Raw genomic sequence first — 17,452 nt, 5'->3', positions numbered from 1 at the left:
GCGCCGCCGGGCACGCGCACGCGAACCGGGGAAGGAGCCGTGGGAGACGTGGCTGAGCCGCTGGGCGTGGCCGTGCTGGGTGCCGGGCACATGGGTGCCGACCACATACGCCGTCTCGACCGGGTGGTGAGCGGGGCGCGGGTCGCCGCCGTGGCCGACCCGGACACCGGGCGGGCCAAGGAGGCGGCCGCCGGGATCGACGGCGTGAGCGTGCACGCGGACGCCGAGGCCGCGCTGGGCGCACCGGGCGTGGCGGCGGTGCTGATCGCCTCCCCCGGCCCGGCGCACGAGGAGGCGCTGCTCGCGGCGTTCGCGCGCGGGCTGCCGGTGCTGTGCGAGAAGCCGATGGTGCCGGACTCGGCGGGCGCCCTGCGCGTGGTCGAGGCGGAGGCGCGGCTCGGCAGGCGCCTGGCGCAGATCGGTTTCATGCGCCGCTACGACGCCGAGTACCTGCGGCTGAAGGCGCTGCTGGACGGCGGTTCGCTCGGCCGGCCGCTGATGCTGCACTGCGTGCACCGCAACGTCTCCTCCCCGCCCGGCTTCACCAGCGCGATGCTGGTCAACAGCTCCGTGTCGCACGAGATCGACGCCGCGCGCTGGCTCCTCGGGCAGGAGCTGACCGCGGTGACCGTGCTGCGTCCACGCTCCTGCGCCGGCGCTCCCGAGGGGCTGGCCGACCCGCAGTTCGTGCTGTTCGAGACCGAGCGGGGCGCCCTGGTGGACGTGGAGGTGTTCGTCAACTGCGGCTTCGGCTACCAGGTGCGCTGCGAGGCCGTCTGCGACGGTGGCAGCGCGCGGATCGGTGAGGAGCACGGCATGGCGGTCACCGCGCGCGGCGGCGCGGGCGTCGAGGTGCCGCAGGACTATCTGGTGCGGTTCGCGGACGCCTACGACCGTGAGGTGCAGGCCTGGGTCGACGCCACCCGGGCGGGCCGGGTCACCGGGCCCGGCGCGTGGGACGGCTATGCCGCGTCCCTGGTCGCCGAGGCCGGGGTGCGCTCCCTGGAGGACGGCGGACGGGTCTGCGTCGACCCGGCCCCGCGCCCGCCGCTGTACGCCGAGGAGCGCCGCTGACCTGGGCGCGCCGGTCGCCAGGCGGCCGGTGAACGGGCGCGACCACCGCGCGCAAGGGTGCACCGTGAGGCGGCCGGGGTCCGTATCCGTGCGGTGGGGCGGCACATGAACAGCAGGCGGCCAGAGAGCCGAACACACAACCGTCGAACATCCGCCTGAACGTCTGCGCGGAATGCTCGACGGTCCGTCAAGTCGCGTACAACGACTACGATTTGCCAGTGGTGCGATCTACGCCGACCGTACCGCGATGCCCCTCCGGGAAGACTGTGGCATATGCCAGAAGCACCACCGGATCGTGTGGTGCCAAATCCCTTACACGACATCGCGGGCTGTGCAACAGTCGTAACCGGTCCCACCCGTCCGCCTGGCCGTACCGTCCCGCATCGGAGTGCGTCATGCCGTCCCATGTCTCCGCGGACCGCTCTTCCGCCCAGCCGCCCTCCCGCGGTTCGGTGGACGCGCTGATTTCGCAGGCGCGGCGGCTCAAGGGCGACGTGGACGCGGTACGGCGTGACACTCAGGGCGACGGCAGCGATCCCACGGAACGCTGGCAGCGCGCCCTGTACGACCTGGCCCTGCACCAGCTCGACGACCTCGACGAGCACCTGGCGCAACTGCGGGACGGCCCGCTGCCCGCCGGGCCCGCGGCAGAGCAACCGCCCGCCGAGGCCGCACAGGCGCCGAGCGGTCCGCTGCTCAGCCGGGTCGGCAGTGCGGAGTGGAACCTGCTGACCGACGAGGCAAGCTGGTCCGGCGAGTTGTACCGGATCCTCGGCCGCGACCCGGCGAGCCCGGCGCTCACCCTGGACGAACTGCCCTCCCTCGTGCTGGAGGAGGACCGGCCGCAGCTCACGGCGATGGTCACGGACTGCCTGATCGACGCCAAACCGATCGACGGCGAGTTCCGCATCGTGCGCCCGGACCGCGAGGTCCGCACGGTGCACGTGATGGGCGAGCCGGTGCTCGACGCCGACGGCAGCACCACGTCCATGTGGGCGGTGCTGCGCGACGTCAGCGAACTGCGGCGCAGCGAGCGGGCGGTGAGCGAGACCCGTGACTCGCTCCAGCGCCGCCGGCAGCGGGCGCAGGCCGAGCACCGGGTCGCGGTCGAGGTGCAGGGAGCCGTGCTCCCCCCGTGGCACGGCTCCCTGCGGCTCCCGCGCCGCGGCGCCGGGTCCCTCGACATCGCCGCCCACTACTTGTCCGCCCCGGCGAGCGAGCTGATCGGCGGCGACTGGTACGACGCCCTGGAACTGCCCGCGGGCGAGAGCCTGCTGGGCGTCGGCGACCTCACCGGTCGCGGACCGGTCGTGACGTCCACCATGGCGATGCTGCTGGGCGCGGTGCGGGGCATGGCGATGGCGGGCACCCGGCCCGGCGAGCTCATGGCGCTGCTCAACCGGTTACTGGACTCCGCCGGCCGGCCGGCCCTCGGCAGCGCCGTCTGCTGCCGCTACCGGCCGGCCGACCGCACCCTGACCTGGGCACAGGCCGGGCATCCGGCCCCCGTGCTGTACCGCGCCGGAACGGGGCGCAGGCTGGCGCCCCCGGACGGCGTCCTGCTCGGCGCCACCCCGACCGCCGCCTACGGCCAGGCCGAGGAGACCCTCGAGGCCGGTGACCTGCTCCTGCTGCACACCGCCGGCCTGGTGCCCGGACGTGCGGGGGCGGACGGCTCGGACGCCCTGCTCGACCTGGCCCCGCGGATCGCGGATGCCGCCGACGCGCAGGACTGCGTGCGCGCGGTCGTGGCGGAGTTCGACACCGCCGAGCGCCAGGACGGCGCGTGCGTCCTGGTGGCCCGGGTGGAGTCGTAACCCTTCGCCCGTTTCTCACACCCACAGCGTCCGCTCCCCGCACCCGGGGGACGCCCGCTCCCTACGCCGGTGCGCTGCCCCCCGCCTTGCCGTTCTTGCCCTTCGGCAGGGCCTGCACGATCTCCTCGCGCAGCTCCTGGATCCCCGGGTAGCCGGCGTACTGGGCGGTGAGCCGGTACATCTGGCGCAGCCGGTCCCAGGTGCGGCGGGAGGAGTTCGAGCCCATCGACATCAGGGCCAGCCGGGCGTAGCGGTCGGCCTGTTCGGGGTCGTCGGCGATGAAGCAGGCCGACGCCATGGACAGGTGGTCGAAGATCTTCGAGCGCTCCCGGCCGTCGATCCGCAGATCCAGCGCCTTCTGCGCGTAGTACTGGGCGTGCACGGCGGCGCCGGGGTCGAACTCCGCCAGGGTGCGGTAGGCGAGCGCCTGCATGCCGTACAGATCCTCGGCCTTGAAGGTCTGCATCCAGTCCGGCGTCTCCTCGTCCGCCATGTCGGAGACGAAGAGGTCCTCGGCCTGGCCCAGGGTGCGGCGCATGGCCTGGCCCTTGCCCATCGACGCCTGCGCCCAGGCCTCGATGGTGTGGAACATCGCCTTGGTCCGGGGCAGCAGCCGGTCGCCGGAGCCGGACTGGGCGAGTTTCATCAGGTTCAGCGCGTCGTCGGGGCGGCCCAGGTGCACCATCTGCCGGGCGGCCCGGGACAGTGCCTCGCCCGCGCGCGGCCGGTCCCCGCCCTCGCGCGCCGCGTGGGCGGCGATGAGGAAGTACTTCTGCGCGGTGGGCTCCAGACCCACGTCGTGCGACATCCAGCCGGCCAGGACGGCGAGGTTGGCGGCGACGCCCCACAAGCGGCGCTGGATGCCGGGCGAGTGGTGGTAGGCGAGGATGCCGCCCACCTCGTTGAGCTGGCCCACCACGGCCTTGCGCTGGAGCCCGCCGCCGCGGGCCGCGTCCCAGGCGCGGAAGACCTCGACCGAGCGTTCGAGTTCCTCGACCTCCTGCGTCCCGATGGGGGCGGCCTCGTAGCGGTCGAACCCAGCGGGGTCGGCATGCAGGGGGTGATCGGTGTGGGGGGCGTCGGCGGAGAGGGTCGGGTCGGTGTGCAGCCAGTCGTGCATGGCTCCGCTGAGTGCGGATCCCGCGGCGAGCGCGGCACCCGCGCCCACCAAGCCGCGTCGGTTGAGCATGAGGTCCATTCCCGTGAATTCGGTGAGGACCGCCGCGGTCCGCTCGGGCGCCCACGGCACACCGTCGGGATGCTCCACGCTCCCGTCGCCCTGCCGTTTCCCCGCGCGCCCGTGCCTGACCAGACCGAGGTCCTCGATGGTCACGACACGGCCGAGACGCTCGGTGAACAGGGCCGCCAGCACCCGCGGCACCGGATCGCGCGGGATCTCTCCCGTCTCGATCCACCGCCGCACCCGGGAGGTGTCGGTCGACAGCTGAGGGTGGCCCATGGCCGCCGCCTGCTTGTTGACCAGCCTCGCGAGTTCTCCCTTGGACCAGCCGGCCATGCCGAACAGGTCCGCGAGTCGGGTGTTGGGTTGTCCGCTCACTCAAGCCCCCAGGTTCTCGGCTGAGTTGACACTAGCCCGGTGAGAGTTGCCGAGCGACTATTCGCCAGGGTTCGCCAGGGTCCGCCAGATGGTGTGCCAGTGGCCGCCGGGTGTCAGGTAGATATGCGCCACCCCGACCCGGTCGCCACCCGCTCGCAGTCATCGCGACGGGCGCACTCCCCAGGGTGCAGCACGGCGGCCGGGCCGGACGGCGCCTTGACGTCACAGGCACACGAAGGGATCTGTTTCGCCCATGTACGCAGCATCGTCCTCCGTGTCCGCCCCGCCCCGGCCGCTGCTCCCCCGCCCCGCGGTGGGCGGCAGCGGCCCCTACCTGGCCCCCGCGCGTGGGGCGGCCCCCGTGCTCGGTGCGGGCCGCGGCCGGCGCGGCCCGGGGGCCGGCACACAACCGCTCAGCGGGAGACTCGACTTGTCCGGCCCTCAGGGAGCGCAGCTGCGCACGGCGATCGCGTCGGTGCACCGGATCTGCCCGGAGTTCGCCCCGGTGCAGGTGCTGCGCCGCAGCGGACGCTCCGTGCTCCTGGTCGGCACGACCGGTCGCAGCACGGCCGTCGCCAAGTGCTTACTGGATCACTCCCCCGAGTGGGCCGAGCGGTACCGGCAGGAGATAGCCGCATACCGCACGTTCGTCCGGCACCGCCCCCCGGTGCGGGTGCCGAGGCTGATCGCGGCGGATCCGGACAACTGCACGCTGGTCGTGGAGCGGATGCCGGGACGGGTGGCGGCACTCCAGCGGCACCCCGTGGAGGCACCGCCGCGGGCGGACGTACGGGCGGCGCTGGCGGCGATCTGCCGGCTCAACGCCTGGCGGCCGCCGGCCGGGACGTTCGGCGCCCCGCTGGACTACGCGGCCCGTATCAACCGCTACCACGAGCTGGGCCTGCTCACCGACCGCGACCTGGGCGACCTGCAGAAGCTGTTGCACGGCATCGCGCACGCGGCGGGCCGGGGCGGCATGGGCCAGTTCTGCCACGGCGACGCCCTGCTGTCGAACCTCCTGCTGTCACCGGCCGGTCCAGTGCTGGTGGACTGGGAGCACGCGGGGTGGTACCTGCCCGGCTACGACCTGGCGACACTGTGGTCGGTGATCGGGGACGCGCCGGTGGCCCGGCGGCAGATCAGCCAGCTCGCGCAGCAGGCGGGACCGGCGGCCCGGGACGCGTTCCTGGTGAACCTGATGCTGGTGCTCACCCGGGAGATCCGCACCTACGAGACGGCCGTGCAGCGTTCGATGCACGACGCACCCCCGGCCGCCGCCGGCCCGGCCCATCCGGGTGCCACGCCCTCCGGTGAGGAACTGCGCCTGCTGCTGCGCCGCCTGCACGACGACTGCCAGCTGGTCCGCCGAGCGGTACGCGCTGCGGTCGGCACGCGCTGACGAGCGCGGCGAGGCGAGGATGCCGCGCTCGCCGACGGCCCATGAGGGCTGAGGCGCGGCACTCACCGAAGGTCTCCCTGCGATGCGGCCGGCCACGGTGGGCCGGATCCACCGGCCCGATACACCGGCCGCCGAGCGCCGGCACCCTCCCACGCCGGTCGGTGCTCGTCGGCCGGGACGGCGGCCCACGGTGCGCTCGGAGCGACGGCGCACCGCGGACGGCCGCCGGGTGGCGGACCGCAACCACTGGTATGGGCCACTGACGCCGTGCAGGCGGGTGAACCACCCGTCGCGAAACCCGCCCCACCCACCGTTTGACATGGGAAATCGCCTCTGTGACCGCATGATTGACGGATCGTCGGCCAGCCGGTACCACTGTCCGGGTTCGGCCCGCACGCCCCGTCATGACCGCACGTCTCTGGAGGCAGCTTTGCGCGGTTCCGTCACCGACCCCCACCACTCCCCCGGCCACAGACGCCTCGCCCGCCGGGGCGCCGTCGCCGTGGCGTCCGGCGCGCTGCTGCTGCCGCTGCTCGGCGCGGGCCCGTCCCACGCCGACGACTCGGCGGGCGCACTCCAGCGGGCCTTCGCCGCCGCGGCGGCCGAGTACCGGGTGCCGCAGAGCGTGCTGCTCGGCGTCTCCTATCTGCAGTCCCGCTGGGACGCGCACGCCGGCGCGCCGAGCGTGACCGGCGGCTACGGCCCCATGCACCTCACCGACGCCCGCACCGCGCTGGCGACCTCGCCGCACCACAGCGACGGCACCGAGGACGCCCGCGGCGACGAGGCCCGCCCGCCGCTGCGTCCCGAGGCCAAGCTCCCCGCGGAGAGCGCGCTGCCCGCGCGGCTGAAGACCCTCACGCGGGCCGCCGAGCTGACCGGCATCCCGGACGAGGAACTGCGCTCCGACGCGGCCGCGAACATCGCGGGCGGCGCCGCGCTGCTGGCCGCCGCGCAGAAGGATCTGGGCGAGCCGCTCAGCTCCGACCCGGCCGAGTGGTACGGCGCCGTCGCCCGGTTCTCCGGCGCCGACGACACGGCGACGGCCGCGGCGTACGCGAACGACGTGTTCGACGTGATCCACACCGGGCAGGAACGTTTCACGGACGCGGGCCAGCGGGTGGCGCTCGCGGCGCAGCCCGGCGTGGCCCCCGACACCGGGCAGCTGACGCGCACGGGCCTGCGCCGGTCGTCGTCGGCGAACACCGAGTGCCCGGCGTCGGTGTCGTGCGAGTGGGTGCCGGCGCCGTACGAGGAGTTCGGCGACAACGACTACGGCAACCACGACCTGGGCGACCGGCCCGCCTCCCAGCGCATCCGCTACATCGTCGTCCATGACACCGAGGGCGGCTGGGAGGGCGTCCTCGACCTGATCAAGGACCCGACGTATGTGTCGTGGAACTACACGCTGCGCTCCACCGACGGGCACATCGCCCAGCATGTGAAGGCCAAGGACGTGGCCTGGCACGCGGGCAACTGGTACATCAACGGCGCGTCGGTCGGCCTGGAGCACGAGGGCTTCCTGGCGAACCCGGACGCCTGGTACACGGAGGCGATGTATCGTTCCTCCGCTCGTCTGGTGAAGTACCTGTCCGACCGGTACGGCATCCCGCTGGACCGGCAGCACATCCTGGGCCACGACACGGTGCCCGGCCCCACGACCGGCACGATCCCGGGCATGCACACCGACCCGGGCCCGTACTGGGACTGGCGGCACTACTTCGAGCTGCTGGGCCACCCGGTGAAGCGGACCGCGCGCAGCGGCGGCGGCCTGGTGACGATCCGGCCGGACTACGCCGCGAACCAGCCGGTGTACACGGGCTGCGCCAAGGGCGGCCAGCCGTGCCCCGTGCACGGCTCCAGCGAGGTGCGGCTGTACTCGCAGCCGGACGAGGACTCCCCGCTGATCAAGGACATCGGTCTGGGCACGACGCCGACGAACGACGTCAACGACCTGTCCTCGCGGGTCTCCACCGGCCAGCAGTTCGCGGTGGCCGGGCAGAACGGCGACTGGACGGCGATCTGGTACCTGGGTCAGAAAGCCTGGTTCAAGAACCCCAAGGGCAAGCCGGCGGCCGTGCCCGCGGCGGGCCTGGTGGTGACCCCGAAGGCCGGCGCGGCGAGCATCCCGGTGTACGGCAGGGCGTATCCGGAGGCCTCCGCCTACCCGGCGGGCGTCCCCGCGCAGTCGGTGTCCCCGCTGCCGTACAAGGTGCCGGCGGGCCAGAGTTACGTGGTCGGGGACAAGGTGCCGGGTGAGTACTACTACGCGGTGACCTTCACCGAGGGCTCGCACCGGGTGGTCGTCGGCAAGGACCTGTACTACGAGATCCAGTACGGCCACCGCGTGGCGTTCGTGCGGGCGGCCGACGTGCAGGTGGCGCAGTCGGCCCCGTAACCCCTGCGGGCCTCAGCCCTGCTGGAACAGCTCCGCGGGGAGCGGCTTCAGCAGGGCGTACAGGTCGTCCGTGATGGGCCGGTCCCAGGCGGCGATGGTGACCAGGACGTTGTCGCTGCGGTCGAACTGCACGCAGGAGATGCGGGACTCCGACAGCTTCAGGCGGCGCACGATGAGGAGGTTGTCGCCCTGCAGGACGGGCACGTCCTCGGTTCCGACGACGGTCACCTCCTCGTCGTTCTCCAGCGCCAGCAGGAGCTGGGCCACCTCGAAGGGGACCTCTCCCTCGTCGACCTCGCGGGCCGGGGAGCCCTCGGGGAGGTTGCCGATGATCATGGCGGGGCCGCGGCCGCCGAAGAGGTCGTAACGCAGGTAGACGCCCTGGCAGGTGCCGTCGGGGGCGGGCAGCAGGCCGGCGCCCAGGTTTCCGGGCCAGTCACCCGGGTCCATGGCCAGCACGTCGAAGTCGGGGCCGGCGGGGGTGGCGCTGCGGCGACGGAGGAACGACATGCGGCCATGGTACGTGCCCGGGGCGCCTCGGCGTCGTACGGGCCGCCACCTAGGTGATCTTGCGGTGGCGTTCGTGGTGGCGTGCGACGCGGGCGCGGTTGCCGCAGGACGGCTTGCACCACTCCTGGCGGGGATGCTCCTTGAGGAAGTAGCGCACGCACCGCGGGGCGTGGCAGGCCCGCAGGCGGTGCCGGTCGGGGCCGGCGAGGAAGGCGATGGCGGCGCGGGCGAGGCGGGATACGAGATCGTCGGGGCCGGCGGCGGGCCGGCACTCACGTTCGGGCTCGGTGTCCTGCGCCCAGGTCAGCACCGGTACGACGGGCCGGCGGGCGGCCGCCGCGTTCAGCGTGTGCAGCGCTTGCGCCACGGGCGGCAGCACGTCCGCGTCGGCCGGGCTGGGCGCGGCGGGGCGTACCGCGTGGGCGAAGAGGGAGCGGACGGCGGCGCGCAGCTCGCGCACCGCCACCAGGGTGGTCTTGTCGGCGTCGGAGGTCAGCTCGGGGTGGGCCCGCAGCCAAGCGGTGAGCCCCTCCCGGTCGGCGAGGTCGTCGGTGACGCCGCCGTGTCCGTCGTGCCGCAGCGTCAGCGCGAGGTCGAGGGCGAGCCGGGTGTCCGGGCTGATCGGGTCCTGCATGCGGCCGATGATAGGGCTGGGCCCTCGCGGGTCACTCCTCCGGCGGATGCGGGGGGACGACCGCGATCGGGCACACCGCGTGCAGCAGGACCGCGTGCGTGACGGAGCCCAGCATCCGCGGGGCGAGGAGCCGGCGGCGGTGGCGGCCGACGACGAGCAGCTCGGCGCCCTGGGAGGCGGCGACGAGGTTGCCCGCCGCGTCGCCGGGAAACACGGACGGCTCGGCCCGCACCTCGGGGTGGCGTTCGCGGTAGGGGGCGAGGAAGCCGTCGGTCAGGGCACGGGTCTCGGCCTCGACGGCCGCCTGGTCGACGGCCGGCGGCAGCATCTCGCCGTGTGTGGTCCAGGTCTGGGCGGGCCACGGGTAGGCGGCGATCACCTGGAGAAGGGCCCGGCGCAGCTCGGCCTCCGTGAAGGCGAACTCCAGGGTGGCCTCGTCGGGGCCGTCGGCGTTGAGACCGACCACCACGCGGGGGCCCGGCTCGGCCGGCAGGGGCGCCTCGACCGTGCGGTCGGGCCGGGGCACGACCACCACCGGGCACGGGGCGTCGCGCGCCGCGGTCATGCCGTTGGAGCCGAGCAGCAGGCTGGCGAAACCGCCGCGGCCGCGGGATCCGAGCACGAGCAGCTGGGCGTCCGCGGCCAGTTCCGGCAGCGCGGCGGCCGGTGCGCCGTCGATGCCGATGTACGCCGCCGCCGGTGTCTGACCGCGCGCCTCGAGGCGGGCGGCGGCGTCGGTGAGCACCGGGTCCTCCTCCGGCGGGGGCGGGAGGACCACGGGAGCGCCGGGCTGGGCCCAGGCGACGTACTGCCGCACATGGACGACCTGCAGCGGTGCCGTGCGCGCCCGGGCCGCGTCGGCGGCCCAGTCCAGGGCGCGCAGGCTGTCCTCGGAGCCGTCGACCGCCGCGATGACCGGCAGTGTGCTCATGCGTCCCTCACCTCCGGAACAAGACCTTCCTCATCCTGGGGCCAGCCTGGCGCAGGCGGCGTCCCGGGAGCGGCTTCCTTGGTCGCGTGTCCGGAAAAGGGGCGGAATTTTACGCGGGCGGCCCTCGTCACGAGGGCCGGCCGCCACAGGGCGAGCGGGCCGGCGGTGGTCGGCTCGAGGGTGCGGGCGCCGAGGTGGAAGGCCTCGGCTCCGGCTCGGAGTCGACGTGCAGCCGGGGGCGGGCCGCCCCGGCGACCAGCGCGGCGCCGACGCCGGCCCCGGGCCTCGTCGTCGGTCAGGTCGCCGCCCCGGTCGCAGGTGATCGTCACCGCCGCATCGCAGCGGCGGGCGGGCGAGCGGTTCAGGTCAGGTCGAACTCGCCCTCCCGTGCGCCGGAGACGAAGGCGCCCCACTCCGCGGGTGTGAAGATCAGGGACGGGCTCGCGGGGCGGCGGCTGTTGCGCATCGCGATGAACCCCTCGACAAAAGCGATCTGGACATCCCCCAGGCCTCGGCTGCCCGACTGCCACTGGGCGTTGCTGAGGTCCAGCTCCGGCTTGTCCCAGCCCGTGAGCGGCTGCTGCTGGATGGTGCTCTCCGCCACGTCCGTGCTCCTCCCGACTCGTCGTCCGCGGCCAGCCTAGCGATCGACCGCGGACCTCAACAGGGCACGTGAGACGGACCTTTCGGGAGCCGGGCGGTTCGGATACCCGCCTACGCCACGGCGTGGGCCAGTTCGATGTCGTGCTCCCCGTCTCCCCCGCCGGCGACGGTGATCCCGGTCGCCTTGGGCGGATAGCCGGTGGCGATCACCGTGTACGCGCCGCTGTCGAGGTCGGAGAAGGCGTACGCCCCGTCCGCGCCGGTCGTGGTCGTACCGACGACGTTGCCCGCGGCGTCCACCAGCGTGACCCGTGCGTCGCCGAGCGGTGCGCCGGCGCCGCGCACGGTGCCTCGAACGTATGCGCCCGCGGTGAGGTCGACGTCCACGCGGGTGACGCCGGTGGCGGATATCTCGGCGTGCAGGGCCAGCGGGCGGTGCTTGGGCGCGTTGACGGCGAGGGTGACGGGGCCGGGCACCAGGTCGGTGAGGGTGAACTCACCGAGGGCGTCGGTGCGTCCGGTGACCAGGACGTCGCCGCGGACGTCGGTGACGATGACGACGGCGTCGGCGACGGGCGCCCCGCTGTCCGCGGACCGCACGACACCGCTCAGCCCGCCGGAGCCGTCGAGCAGCACGTCGTGGGAGACCTCGCGGTCGGTGACGACGAGGGTCGTGGCCTGCGGACGGCAGCCATCGGCGGCCGCGATCAGCACATACGTCCCCGGCCCGGGCGCCGGCAGGGCGTAGGAGCCGTCGGTGTCCGCGACCGCGCGGCCCAACTGCCGCCCCTCGAGGGAGATCAGGGTCAGCGCGGCCCCCGGGACCGGCGCGGATTCGGCTCCGCGCACCCAACCCCGTACCTCCGCTCCAGCGGGCGCCGGTTCGTCGCCGGTCAGGCCCGGGACCGCCGCCACCAGTTCGGCGACCGCCCGGGCGAGCGGTATGGCGACCGCCGCGCCGACAGCCTCCTCGTCCGCCTCGGCGACGGCCGGTGCGGTCTCCTTCGGCGGGGCGGGTGCCGGTTCCTGGGCGGGGGCGGGCACCGCGGCCGGGCGCCGGCCCGGGATGAACGCGGCGACCAGCAGGGCGAGGACCGCCGCACCGCAGCCGGTGGCCATCACCACCTTGAACCCGTTCTCGCTGGGGAGCGCCACCGGCCCGAGGTGCGTCGTCAGACGGGCCAGGATGACCCCGGCGATCGCGCTCGCCACCGAGGTGCCGATGGACCGCATCAGGGTGTTGAGGCTGTTCGCGGCGGCCGTCTCGGACGGCTCGACCGCGCCCATGATCAGCGCGGGCATCGCGCCGTAGGCGAAGCCGACGCCGGCGCCGATCACACAGGACACCAGCACGAGCTGCCAGACCGCGCTCATCAGCCAGATGTTCAGCCCGTAGCCTGCCGCGACGATCACCGCGCCGAGCATCAGGGTCACCTTCGGGCCCTTGGCGCGGGAGATGGCGGCGGAGAGCGGCGCCATCGCCATCATCACCAGGCCCGTCGGCGCCAGCACGAGACCGGCGTCGAGCATCGACCTGCCGAGGCCGTACCCGGTCGCCTCGGGGAGCTGGAGCAGCTGCGGCAGGACGAGGGACATCGCGAACATCGAGAAGCCGAACGCGATCGAGGCGAGGTTGGTGACCAGCACCTGGCGGCGGGCGGTCGTGCGCAGGTCGACCAGCGGCTCCCTGGTGCGCAGTTCGTACACGCCCCACAGCAGCAGGACCACGAGGGCCGCGGCGAGGAGGCCGAGTGTGGTGCCGCTGTCCCAGCCCCAGTCCGCGCCCTTGGAGATGGCCAGCAGGAGGCAGATCAGACCGGCGGCCATCCCGAGGGCACCCAGAGCGTCGAAGCGGCCGCCCGTGCGCACCGCCGACTCCGGCACCAGGGCCAGGACCAGGACGAAGGCCACCGCACCCAGCACCGCCGAGGTCCAGAAGAGCATGTGCCAGTCGAAGTGGTCCGCGATCAGGGCGGCGGCGGGCAGACCGAGGGCGCCGCCGACGCCGAGGGAGGCGCTCATCAGCGCGGTGGCCGAGCCGAGGCGTTCGGCGGGCAGTTCGTCGCGCATGATGCTGATGCCCAGCGGGATCACACCGGAGGCCAGACCCTGCAGCGCCCGGCCCACGATCATCGGCGCCAGGCTGTCGCTCAGCGCGGCCGTGACCGAGCCCGCCACCAGCAGCAACACGCTGGCCAGCAGCAGGCGCCGCTTGCCGTACATGTCCCCCAGCCGGCCCGTCACCGGGGTCGCGACGGCGGCCGCGAGCAGCGTCGCGGTGACCGCCCAGGCGGCGTCGGAGGCGGACGCGTCCAGCAGCTTGGGCAGCTCCGGGACGATCGGGATCACCAGGGTCTGCATGAGCGAGACGACGATCCCGCCGAAGGCCAGCACCGCCACCACGAGGTTGGTCCGCCCGGGAGCGGACACCTCCTCGGCGGGCCGGGGATGAGCGTGGGACATGGCTGTCGGGCCTCCGTGAGGGCAGCGCGCATCGATACGGCCCACGAAGGTAGGACAATTGATTGACTTAGGCAAGGAGATGGGGGAAGTGTGATCGTCCCGTGAGAATCCGGATCGGACGGAGGGTCAACTCGCCCACTCCACAAGGCGTTCGCCCGTTTCGTGCTCGCGGAGCAGGGCCAGCGACTGCTTCTCCAGCTGGCGCACCCGCTCGCGGGTCAGGCCCACGTGCCGGGCCACCTCGTCCAGGGTGCGCGAGCGGCCGTCGTGGAGGCCGTAGCGGAGGCTGAGGATCATCGCCTCGCGAGGGGCGAGGGTGCCGATGGCGTCGCGCAGTTCCTCGGCGAGCGCCTGGTACTCGGCGACCTCCGGGGCCTGCAGCACGTCCGTGTCCGGGATGAGGTCGCCGACGACCGTCTCGCCGCTCTCGTCGACCGGGGTGTCCAGGCTGAGGGACTGCCGGCCCACCCGGCGCAGCCACACCACCTTGTCCCGGGCGAGCTTGCCCTCCTCGGCGACCTCCTCGGGGGTCGGCTCGCGGCCGAGGGCCAGTTGCAGGCGCCGTTCCACCTTGGCGAGCTTCTGCAGCTGCTCGACGACGTGCATCGGCAGCCGTACCGTCCGCGCGTGATTCGCCAGGCCGCGCTCGATGGCCTGACGGATCCACCAGGTGGCGTACGTGGAGAACTTGAAGCCCCTGGTGTGGTCGAACTTCTCCACCGCACGGATCAGCCCGAGGTTGCCCTCCTGGATGACGTCCAGCAGGGGCAGGCCGCGGTGGGCGTGCCGTTTGGCCATCGAGACCACCAGGCGCAGGTTGGCGCGCACCATGTGGTCCTTGGCCGCCAGCCCGTCGCGCGCGGCGGCCTCCAGTCCGGCGCGCTGCCGTGGGGTCGGCCGGCGCTCCCCCGCGTCGGCCTGCTCCAGTTCCTCCAGGGCTTCGACACCGGCCCCGATGCGCTGGGCGAGCCGCACCTCCTGCTCGGCGTCCAGCAGCGGGGTGGCCGCGATCTGTGCCAGGTACTGGCCGAGCAGATCCGGCTCGTCGTCGAGTCCGCCGATGGGGTCGCGGCGCCGTGACGGGCGAGCCCGGGCCGGGCCGTCACGGCGGGGGCCGGACGGGGTCGTGCGTGCCTGCGAAGCCATCGTTCGCTCCTCGCACTCTGTGCTGTCCGAGCTCACGGGTACCCGACGGGTTCCGGGCGAACCGCCGGCCAGGGGTGCGGAGGCCCGGGCGCGCGGTGCGAGACGCGGAACGCCGGTACTCGGCTCCCGCACCCCCGGTGGAGAGGGGGACGCGCTGTCCGCACCCTTGACGGTCGACGCGCGCGCCTACGGGCTGGCAGGCGACGGCACCACCGACGACCGGCCGGCGCCGGCCGCCCTGGTGGACGAGCTGGGCGCGGCCCGCGCCGCGGACGGGCTGCCGCGCCGGATCCTCGTCCCGCCGGGCCGCTATCTGATCCAGGACGAGCTGCAGTACGTGCTGCGCGGCCGCTTCTGCGACCTGTACGTGCACGACGCGGCGGCCACCGGCTTCGGCTTCGACTTGGCCGAGCACTGCGGGGCTCAGGACCCCGGGGAGAAGATGGGCGGCGCCGGCATCGGGATCGGGATCGGCGGCTGGGGGGACGTGGAGCGGCTGACGGTGACCGCGTGCACGGCGATCGGCAACGGCACGAACGGGATCTTCCTCGAGCTGCAGCAGGCGCGGTGGACGCCGCCGCGTGGCATCCGGATCACCGCGTGCCACGCCGAGGACAACCGGTTCCGCATCTCCGACTGGGGCGCGGACGGGCTGCTCGTCGCCAACTGCACGGTGATCGGCAACCACGAGGCCGGATTCGACGTGTCCTCGCAGGGCACGTCCGGGATCGGGGGGCGCGGCGGGGTCGTCACGGGCTGCGTCATCGACGGCAACCTGCGCGACGGGATCGGGTTCGGCAACACGCCGGGGCCGTACGCAATCCCAGGCAACCGGATCAGCGACAACGGGCGGCGGGCCGCACCCGCGGCGGCGGGCGGCGGGGACGGGGTCCGCTGTCTTGCGCGTTCGGTGCTCGACGAGCACGCCGGCTGGCCGGCCGACGGCCACCGGGGCAAGCGGGTGACGGTCGGCGGGCAGAGCGCGGTGGTGCTGCGCAACACGGCGACGGCGCTCACCCTCGCGCCGTGCCGTCCCGGCGCGGACACCGCCTGGAGCGACGGCACGCCCCCGGCGGGCACCGCCTACCGACTGCCGGACTCCCCCGCCCCCCGCGCCGGCCTCACCGTGGCGGCCCCGCTGACCCGGCCCCATGTGCACGGCAACCGCTTCTGGGACGACCAGGAGCCGCGCACCCACAACCACGCCCTGTGGATCACGGCCGACGGCCACTGGCAGGGCGGCCGTGTCACCGACAACGACTTCACCGGCAACGCGGACCGTTCCACCCGCTACGACGCGGCACCCCAGGGCGGCCGCTGGAGGGACAACGAGGGGTGAACCGCGGCCGGCGCTGCGGGCTCCGGGCGACGTCCCGACGGCGCTGCTGGGCCCGGCGCGTTCGCTCGCCCGACGAGCCCGGCCCGTCCAGCGGCCCGACCGCAACCGTGCCCGAAACGGCCGCTAGCCTCCGGCCGCCTGGGCCCGTCCGTCGTCCGCGCGTTGCAGGCGGGCGCCCTGGCGGATGAGTTCCTGCTGGACCAGCCCGGCCGGGACCCGGCGTGGGGGGCGGCCGAGGCGTACGGCGAGGGCGGCGCAGGCGCCCGCGGCCTGGCCCGTCGCCATGGCGATCGGCATCACGCGGTAGGAGGAGTGCGCCACGTGGGAGCCGGAGATGCAGCGCCCGGCGACCAGGAGGCGTTCGGTGCCCTGGGGCAGCAGGCAGCGCAGCGGGATGTCGTAGAAGCGGCCGCGCGGCACGCGTTTGAGGATGGTGCCGGTGCCGCGCGGGTTGTGGATGTCCACCGGGTAGGCGCCGTGCGCGACGACGTCCGGGAAGGAGCGGGCGCCGAGGATGTCATGGCCGGTGAGGTGGTAGTCGCCGAGGATCCGGCGGGTCTCGCGGACCCCGATCTGGGTGCCGCTCTGCACGGCGTACGCGGTTTCGAAGCCGGGCACGCGCGTGCGCAGGAAGCGGTCGATCTGCTCCAGCTGACGGCGGGCGACGCACTCGGCCCGGGTGAGGTCCCACACGTCGATGCCGAGGGCCCTGGTGACCCGGGTGCTGTTGACGCTCAGCTCATGGGGGTGCGGGGTGCCGAAGAAGAGCATGTCCTCGCGGGCGAGCCGTAGTTCACCGGCCTGGGTGGCCTCCTCCACCAGGTCCCACAGCCCGTGCACCCCGCGCCACTGGTCGGGGTGCGCGTGCACGTACCCGGCGAAGCCGTCGGGGTCGAAGTCGGCGACGCGGAACATCAGCGTCATCGGCTGCACCCGCCCGTCCTCCGGCCGCCCCACCTCGAACGGCGCCCCCGCCGCGGCCGCCACATCGCCGTCCCCGGTGCCGTCGACGACCACGTCCGCGTCGATCACCACCGGTCCGGACTTGGTCTCGAACACCACCCGCCAGCCGTCGTCCAGGGGCAGCGCGGCGGAGGCGAAGGAGTGCAGGAGCAGCCGTACGCCGGCCTCGTCGAGCAGGTCGAGGAGGACCAGTTTGAACGTCTCCGGGTCGAACGGCACCGTGTAGCCGGTGTCCAGTGAGGGCGGGACGCAGCCGCCACGCGCGGTGAGCCGGTCCAGCAGCCGCCACAGGAACCCGGCCACGACCGCCTCGCCCTCGCCGTGGTCGGAGGGCAGCAGCCGGCCGCCCTGTCCGGCCTCGTCGAAGACGGCCTGCTTCTGCTCGTTGTGGAAGGACATCAGCGGCATCACCAGGGCGGCGGTGGCGTTGCCGCCGAGGAAGCCGTAGCGCTCCACCAGGACGACGTCGGCACCGGCCTGCGCGGCGGAATGGGCGGCGGCGGTACCGGCCGGTCCACCACCGACGACCAGGACGTCCGTGCGGCCCCCGTGCCGTGCCGGGCGCGCGGGCAGGGTGACGGTACGGGGTTCTCGGGGCGGTTCCAGGAGGGGCATGT

13 protein-coding genes are annotated in these 17,452 nt (G+C 73.9%); 5 read left to right on the top strand and 8 right to left on the bottom strand.

Translation table 11 applies throughout. The annotated features are described in order from the left end of the window. Positions 1-48: 48 nt before the first annotated feature. Positions 49-1,074 (top strand): Gfo/Idh/MocA family protein, encoded by a 1,026-nt coding sequence (locus ACF1GV_RS15390; protein ID WP_391680492.1) that lies wholly within the window; start codon positions 49-51, stop codon positions 1,072-1,074. Between the two features lie 395 nt (positions 1,075-1,469). Beyond that, positions 1,470-2,891, top strand: coding sequence for a PP2C family protein-serine/threonine phosphatase (locus tag ACF1GV_RS15385; protein WP_391680491.1), 1,422 nt, complete (start codon positions 1,470-1,472; stop codon positions 2,889-2,891). A 61-nt stretch (positions 2,892-2,952) separates the two neighbouring features. Here ACF1GV_RS15385 and ACF1GV_RS15380 read toward each other — a convergent pair whose 3' ends face one another. Then, a complete protein-coding gene (locus ACF1GV_RS15380) occupies positions 2,953-4,449 on the bottom strand; it encodes a hypothetical protein (protein WP_391680489.1) in 1,497 nt (498 codons plus the stop codon). Between the two features lie 253 nt (positions 4,450-4,702). Between ACF1GV_RS15380 and ACF1GV_RS15375 the strand changes: the two genes are divergently transcribed. Further along, the gene (locus tag ACF1GV_RS15375) at positions 4,703-5,848 is read left to right on the top strand and encodes an aminoglycoside phosphotransferase family protein (RefSeq protein WP_391680488.1); all 1,146 of its coding nucleotides are present in this window, start codon (positions 4,703-4,705) and stop codon (positions 5,846-5,848) included. 430 nt (positions 5,849-6,278) lie between these two features. Beyond that, the gene (locus ACF1GV_RS15370) at positions 6,279-8,246 is read left to right on the top strand and encodes an N-acetylmuramoyl-L-alanine amidase (RefSeq protein WP_391680487.1); all 1,968 of its coding nucleotides are present in this window, start codon (positions 6,279-6,281) and stop codon (positions 8,244-8,246) included. Between the two features lie 12 nt (positions 8,247-8,258). Here ACF1GV_RS15370 and ACF1GV_RS15365 read toward each other — a convergent pair whose 3' ends face one another. The 6 genes from ACF1GV_RS15365 to ACF1GV_RS15340 all read right to left on the bottom strand — a co-directional run bounded on the left by ACF1GV_RS15365 (position 8,259) and on the right by ACF1GV_RS15340 (position 14,533). Beyond that, positions 8,259-8,756 carry a hypothetical protein gene (locus tag ACF1GV_RS15365; protein ID WP_361638024.1) on the bottom strand — a complete coding sequence of 166 codons (498 nt, stop codon included), beginning with the start codon at positions 8,754-8,756 and terminating at the stop codon, positions 8,259-8,261. 49 nt (positions 8,757-8,805) lie between these two features. Further along, a complete protein-coding gene (locus ACF1GV_RS15360) occupies positions 8,806-9,390 on the bottom strand; it encodes a CGNR zinc finger domain-containing protein (RefSeq protein ID WP_391680486.1) in 585 nt (194 codons plus the stop codon). Positions 9,391-9,421: 31 nt separating this feature from the next. Beyond that, positions 9,422-10,321 (bottom strand): universal stress protein, encoded by a 900-nt coding sequence (locus ACF1GV_RS15355; protein WP_391680484.1) that lies wholly within the window; start codon positions 10,319-10,321, stop codon positions 9,422-9,424. A gap of 361 nt (positions 10,322-10,682) precedes the next feature. Beyond that, on the bottom strand, positions 10,683-10,925 hold the full coding sequence (locus ACF1GV_RS15350) for a DUF397 domain-containing protein (protein WP_361638029.1): 243 nt from the start codon (positions 10,923-10,925) through the stop codon (positions 10,683-10,685). Between the two features lie 110 nt (positions 10,926-11,035). Next, the gene (locus tag ACF1GV_RS15345) at positions 11,036-13,387 is read right to left on the bottom strand and encodes an MFS transporter (protein WP_391680483.1); all 2,352 of its coding nucleotides are present in this window, start codon (positions 13,385-13,387) and stop codon (positions 11,036-11,038) included. A 126-nt stretch (positions 13,388-13,513) separates the two neighbouring features. Next, on the bottom strand, positions 13,514-14,533 hold the full coding sequence (locus ACF1GV_RS15340) for an RNA polymerase sigma factor RpoD/SigA (RefSeq protein WP_391680481.1): 1,020 nt from the start codon (positions 14,531-14,533) through the stop codon (positions 13,514-13,516). A gap of 166 nt (positions 14,534-14,699) precedes the next feature. Here ACF1GV_RS15340 and ACF1GV_RS15335 point away from each other — a divergent pair, with 166 nt between their 5' ends. Next, positions 14,700-15,872, top strand: a complete 1,173-nt coding sequence (locus ACF1GV_RS15335; RefSeq protein WP_391680480.1) for a right-handed parallel beta-helix repeat-containing protein — start codon at positions 14,700-14,702, stop codon at positions 15,870-15,872. A gap of 123 nt (positions 15,873-15,995) precedes the next feature. Here ACF1GV_RS15335 and ACF1GV_RS15330 read toward each other — a convergent pair whose 3' ends face one another. Next, positions 15,996-17,450, bottom strand: coding sequence for an FAD-dependent oxidoreductase (locus tag ACF1GV_RS15330; protein WP_391680479.1), 1,455 nt, complete (start codon positions 17,448-17,450; stop codon positions 15,996-15,998). Positions 17,451-17,452: the final 2 nt, after the last annotated feature.

The organism is Streptomyces sp. NPDC014006 (genome assembly GCF_043088925.1).
In the GTDB taxonomy this organism is placed as follows: Bacteria; Actinomycetota; Actinomycetes; order Streptomycetales; family Streptomycetaceae; genus Streptomyces.
The sequence above is the reverse complement of the archived record's forward strand: the minus strand, read 5'-3'. Positions and strand labels throughout refer to the sequence as shown.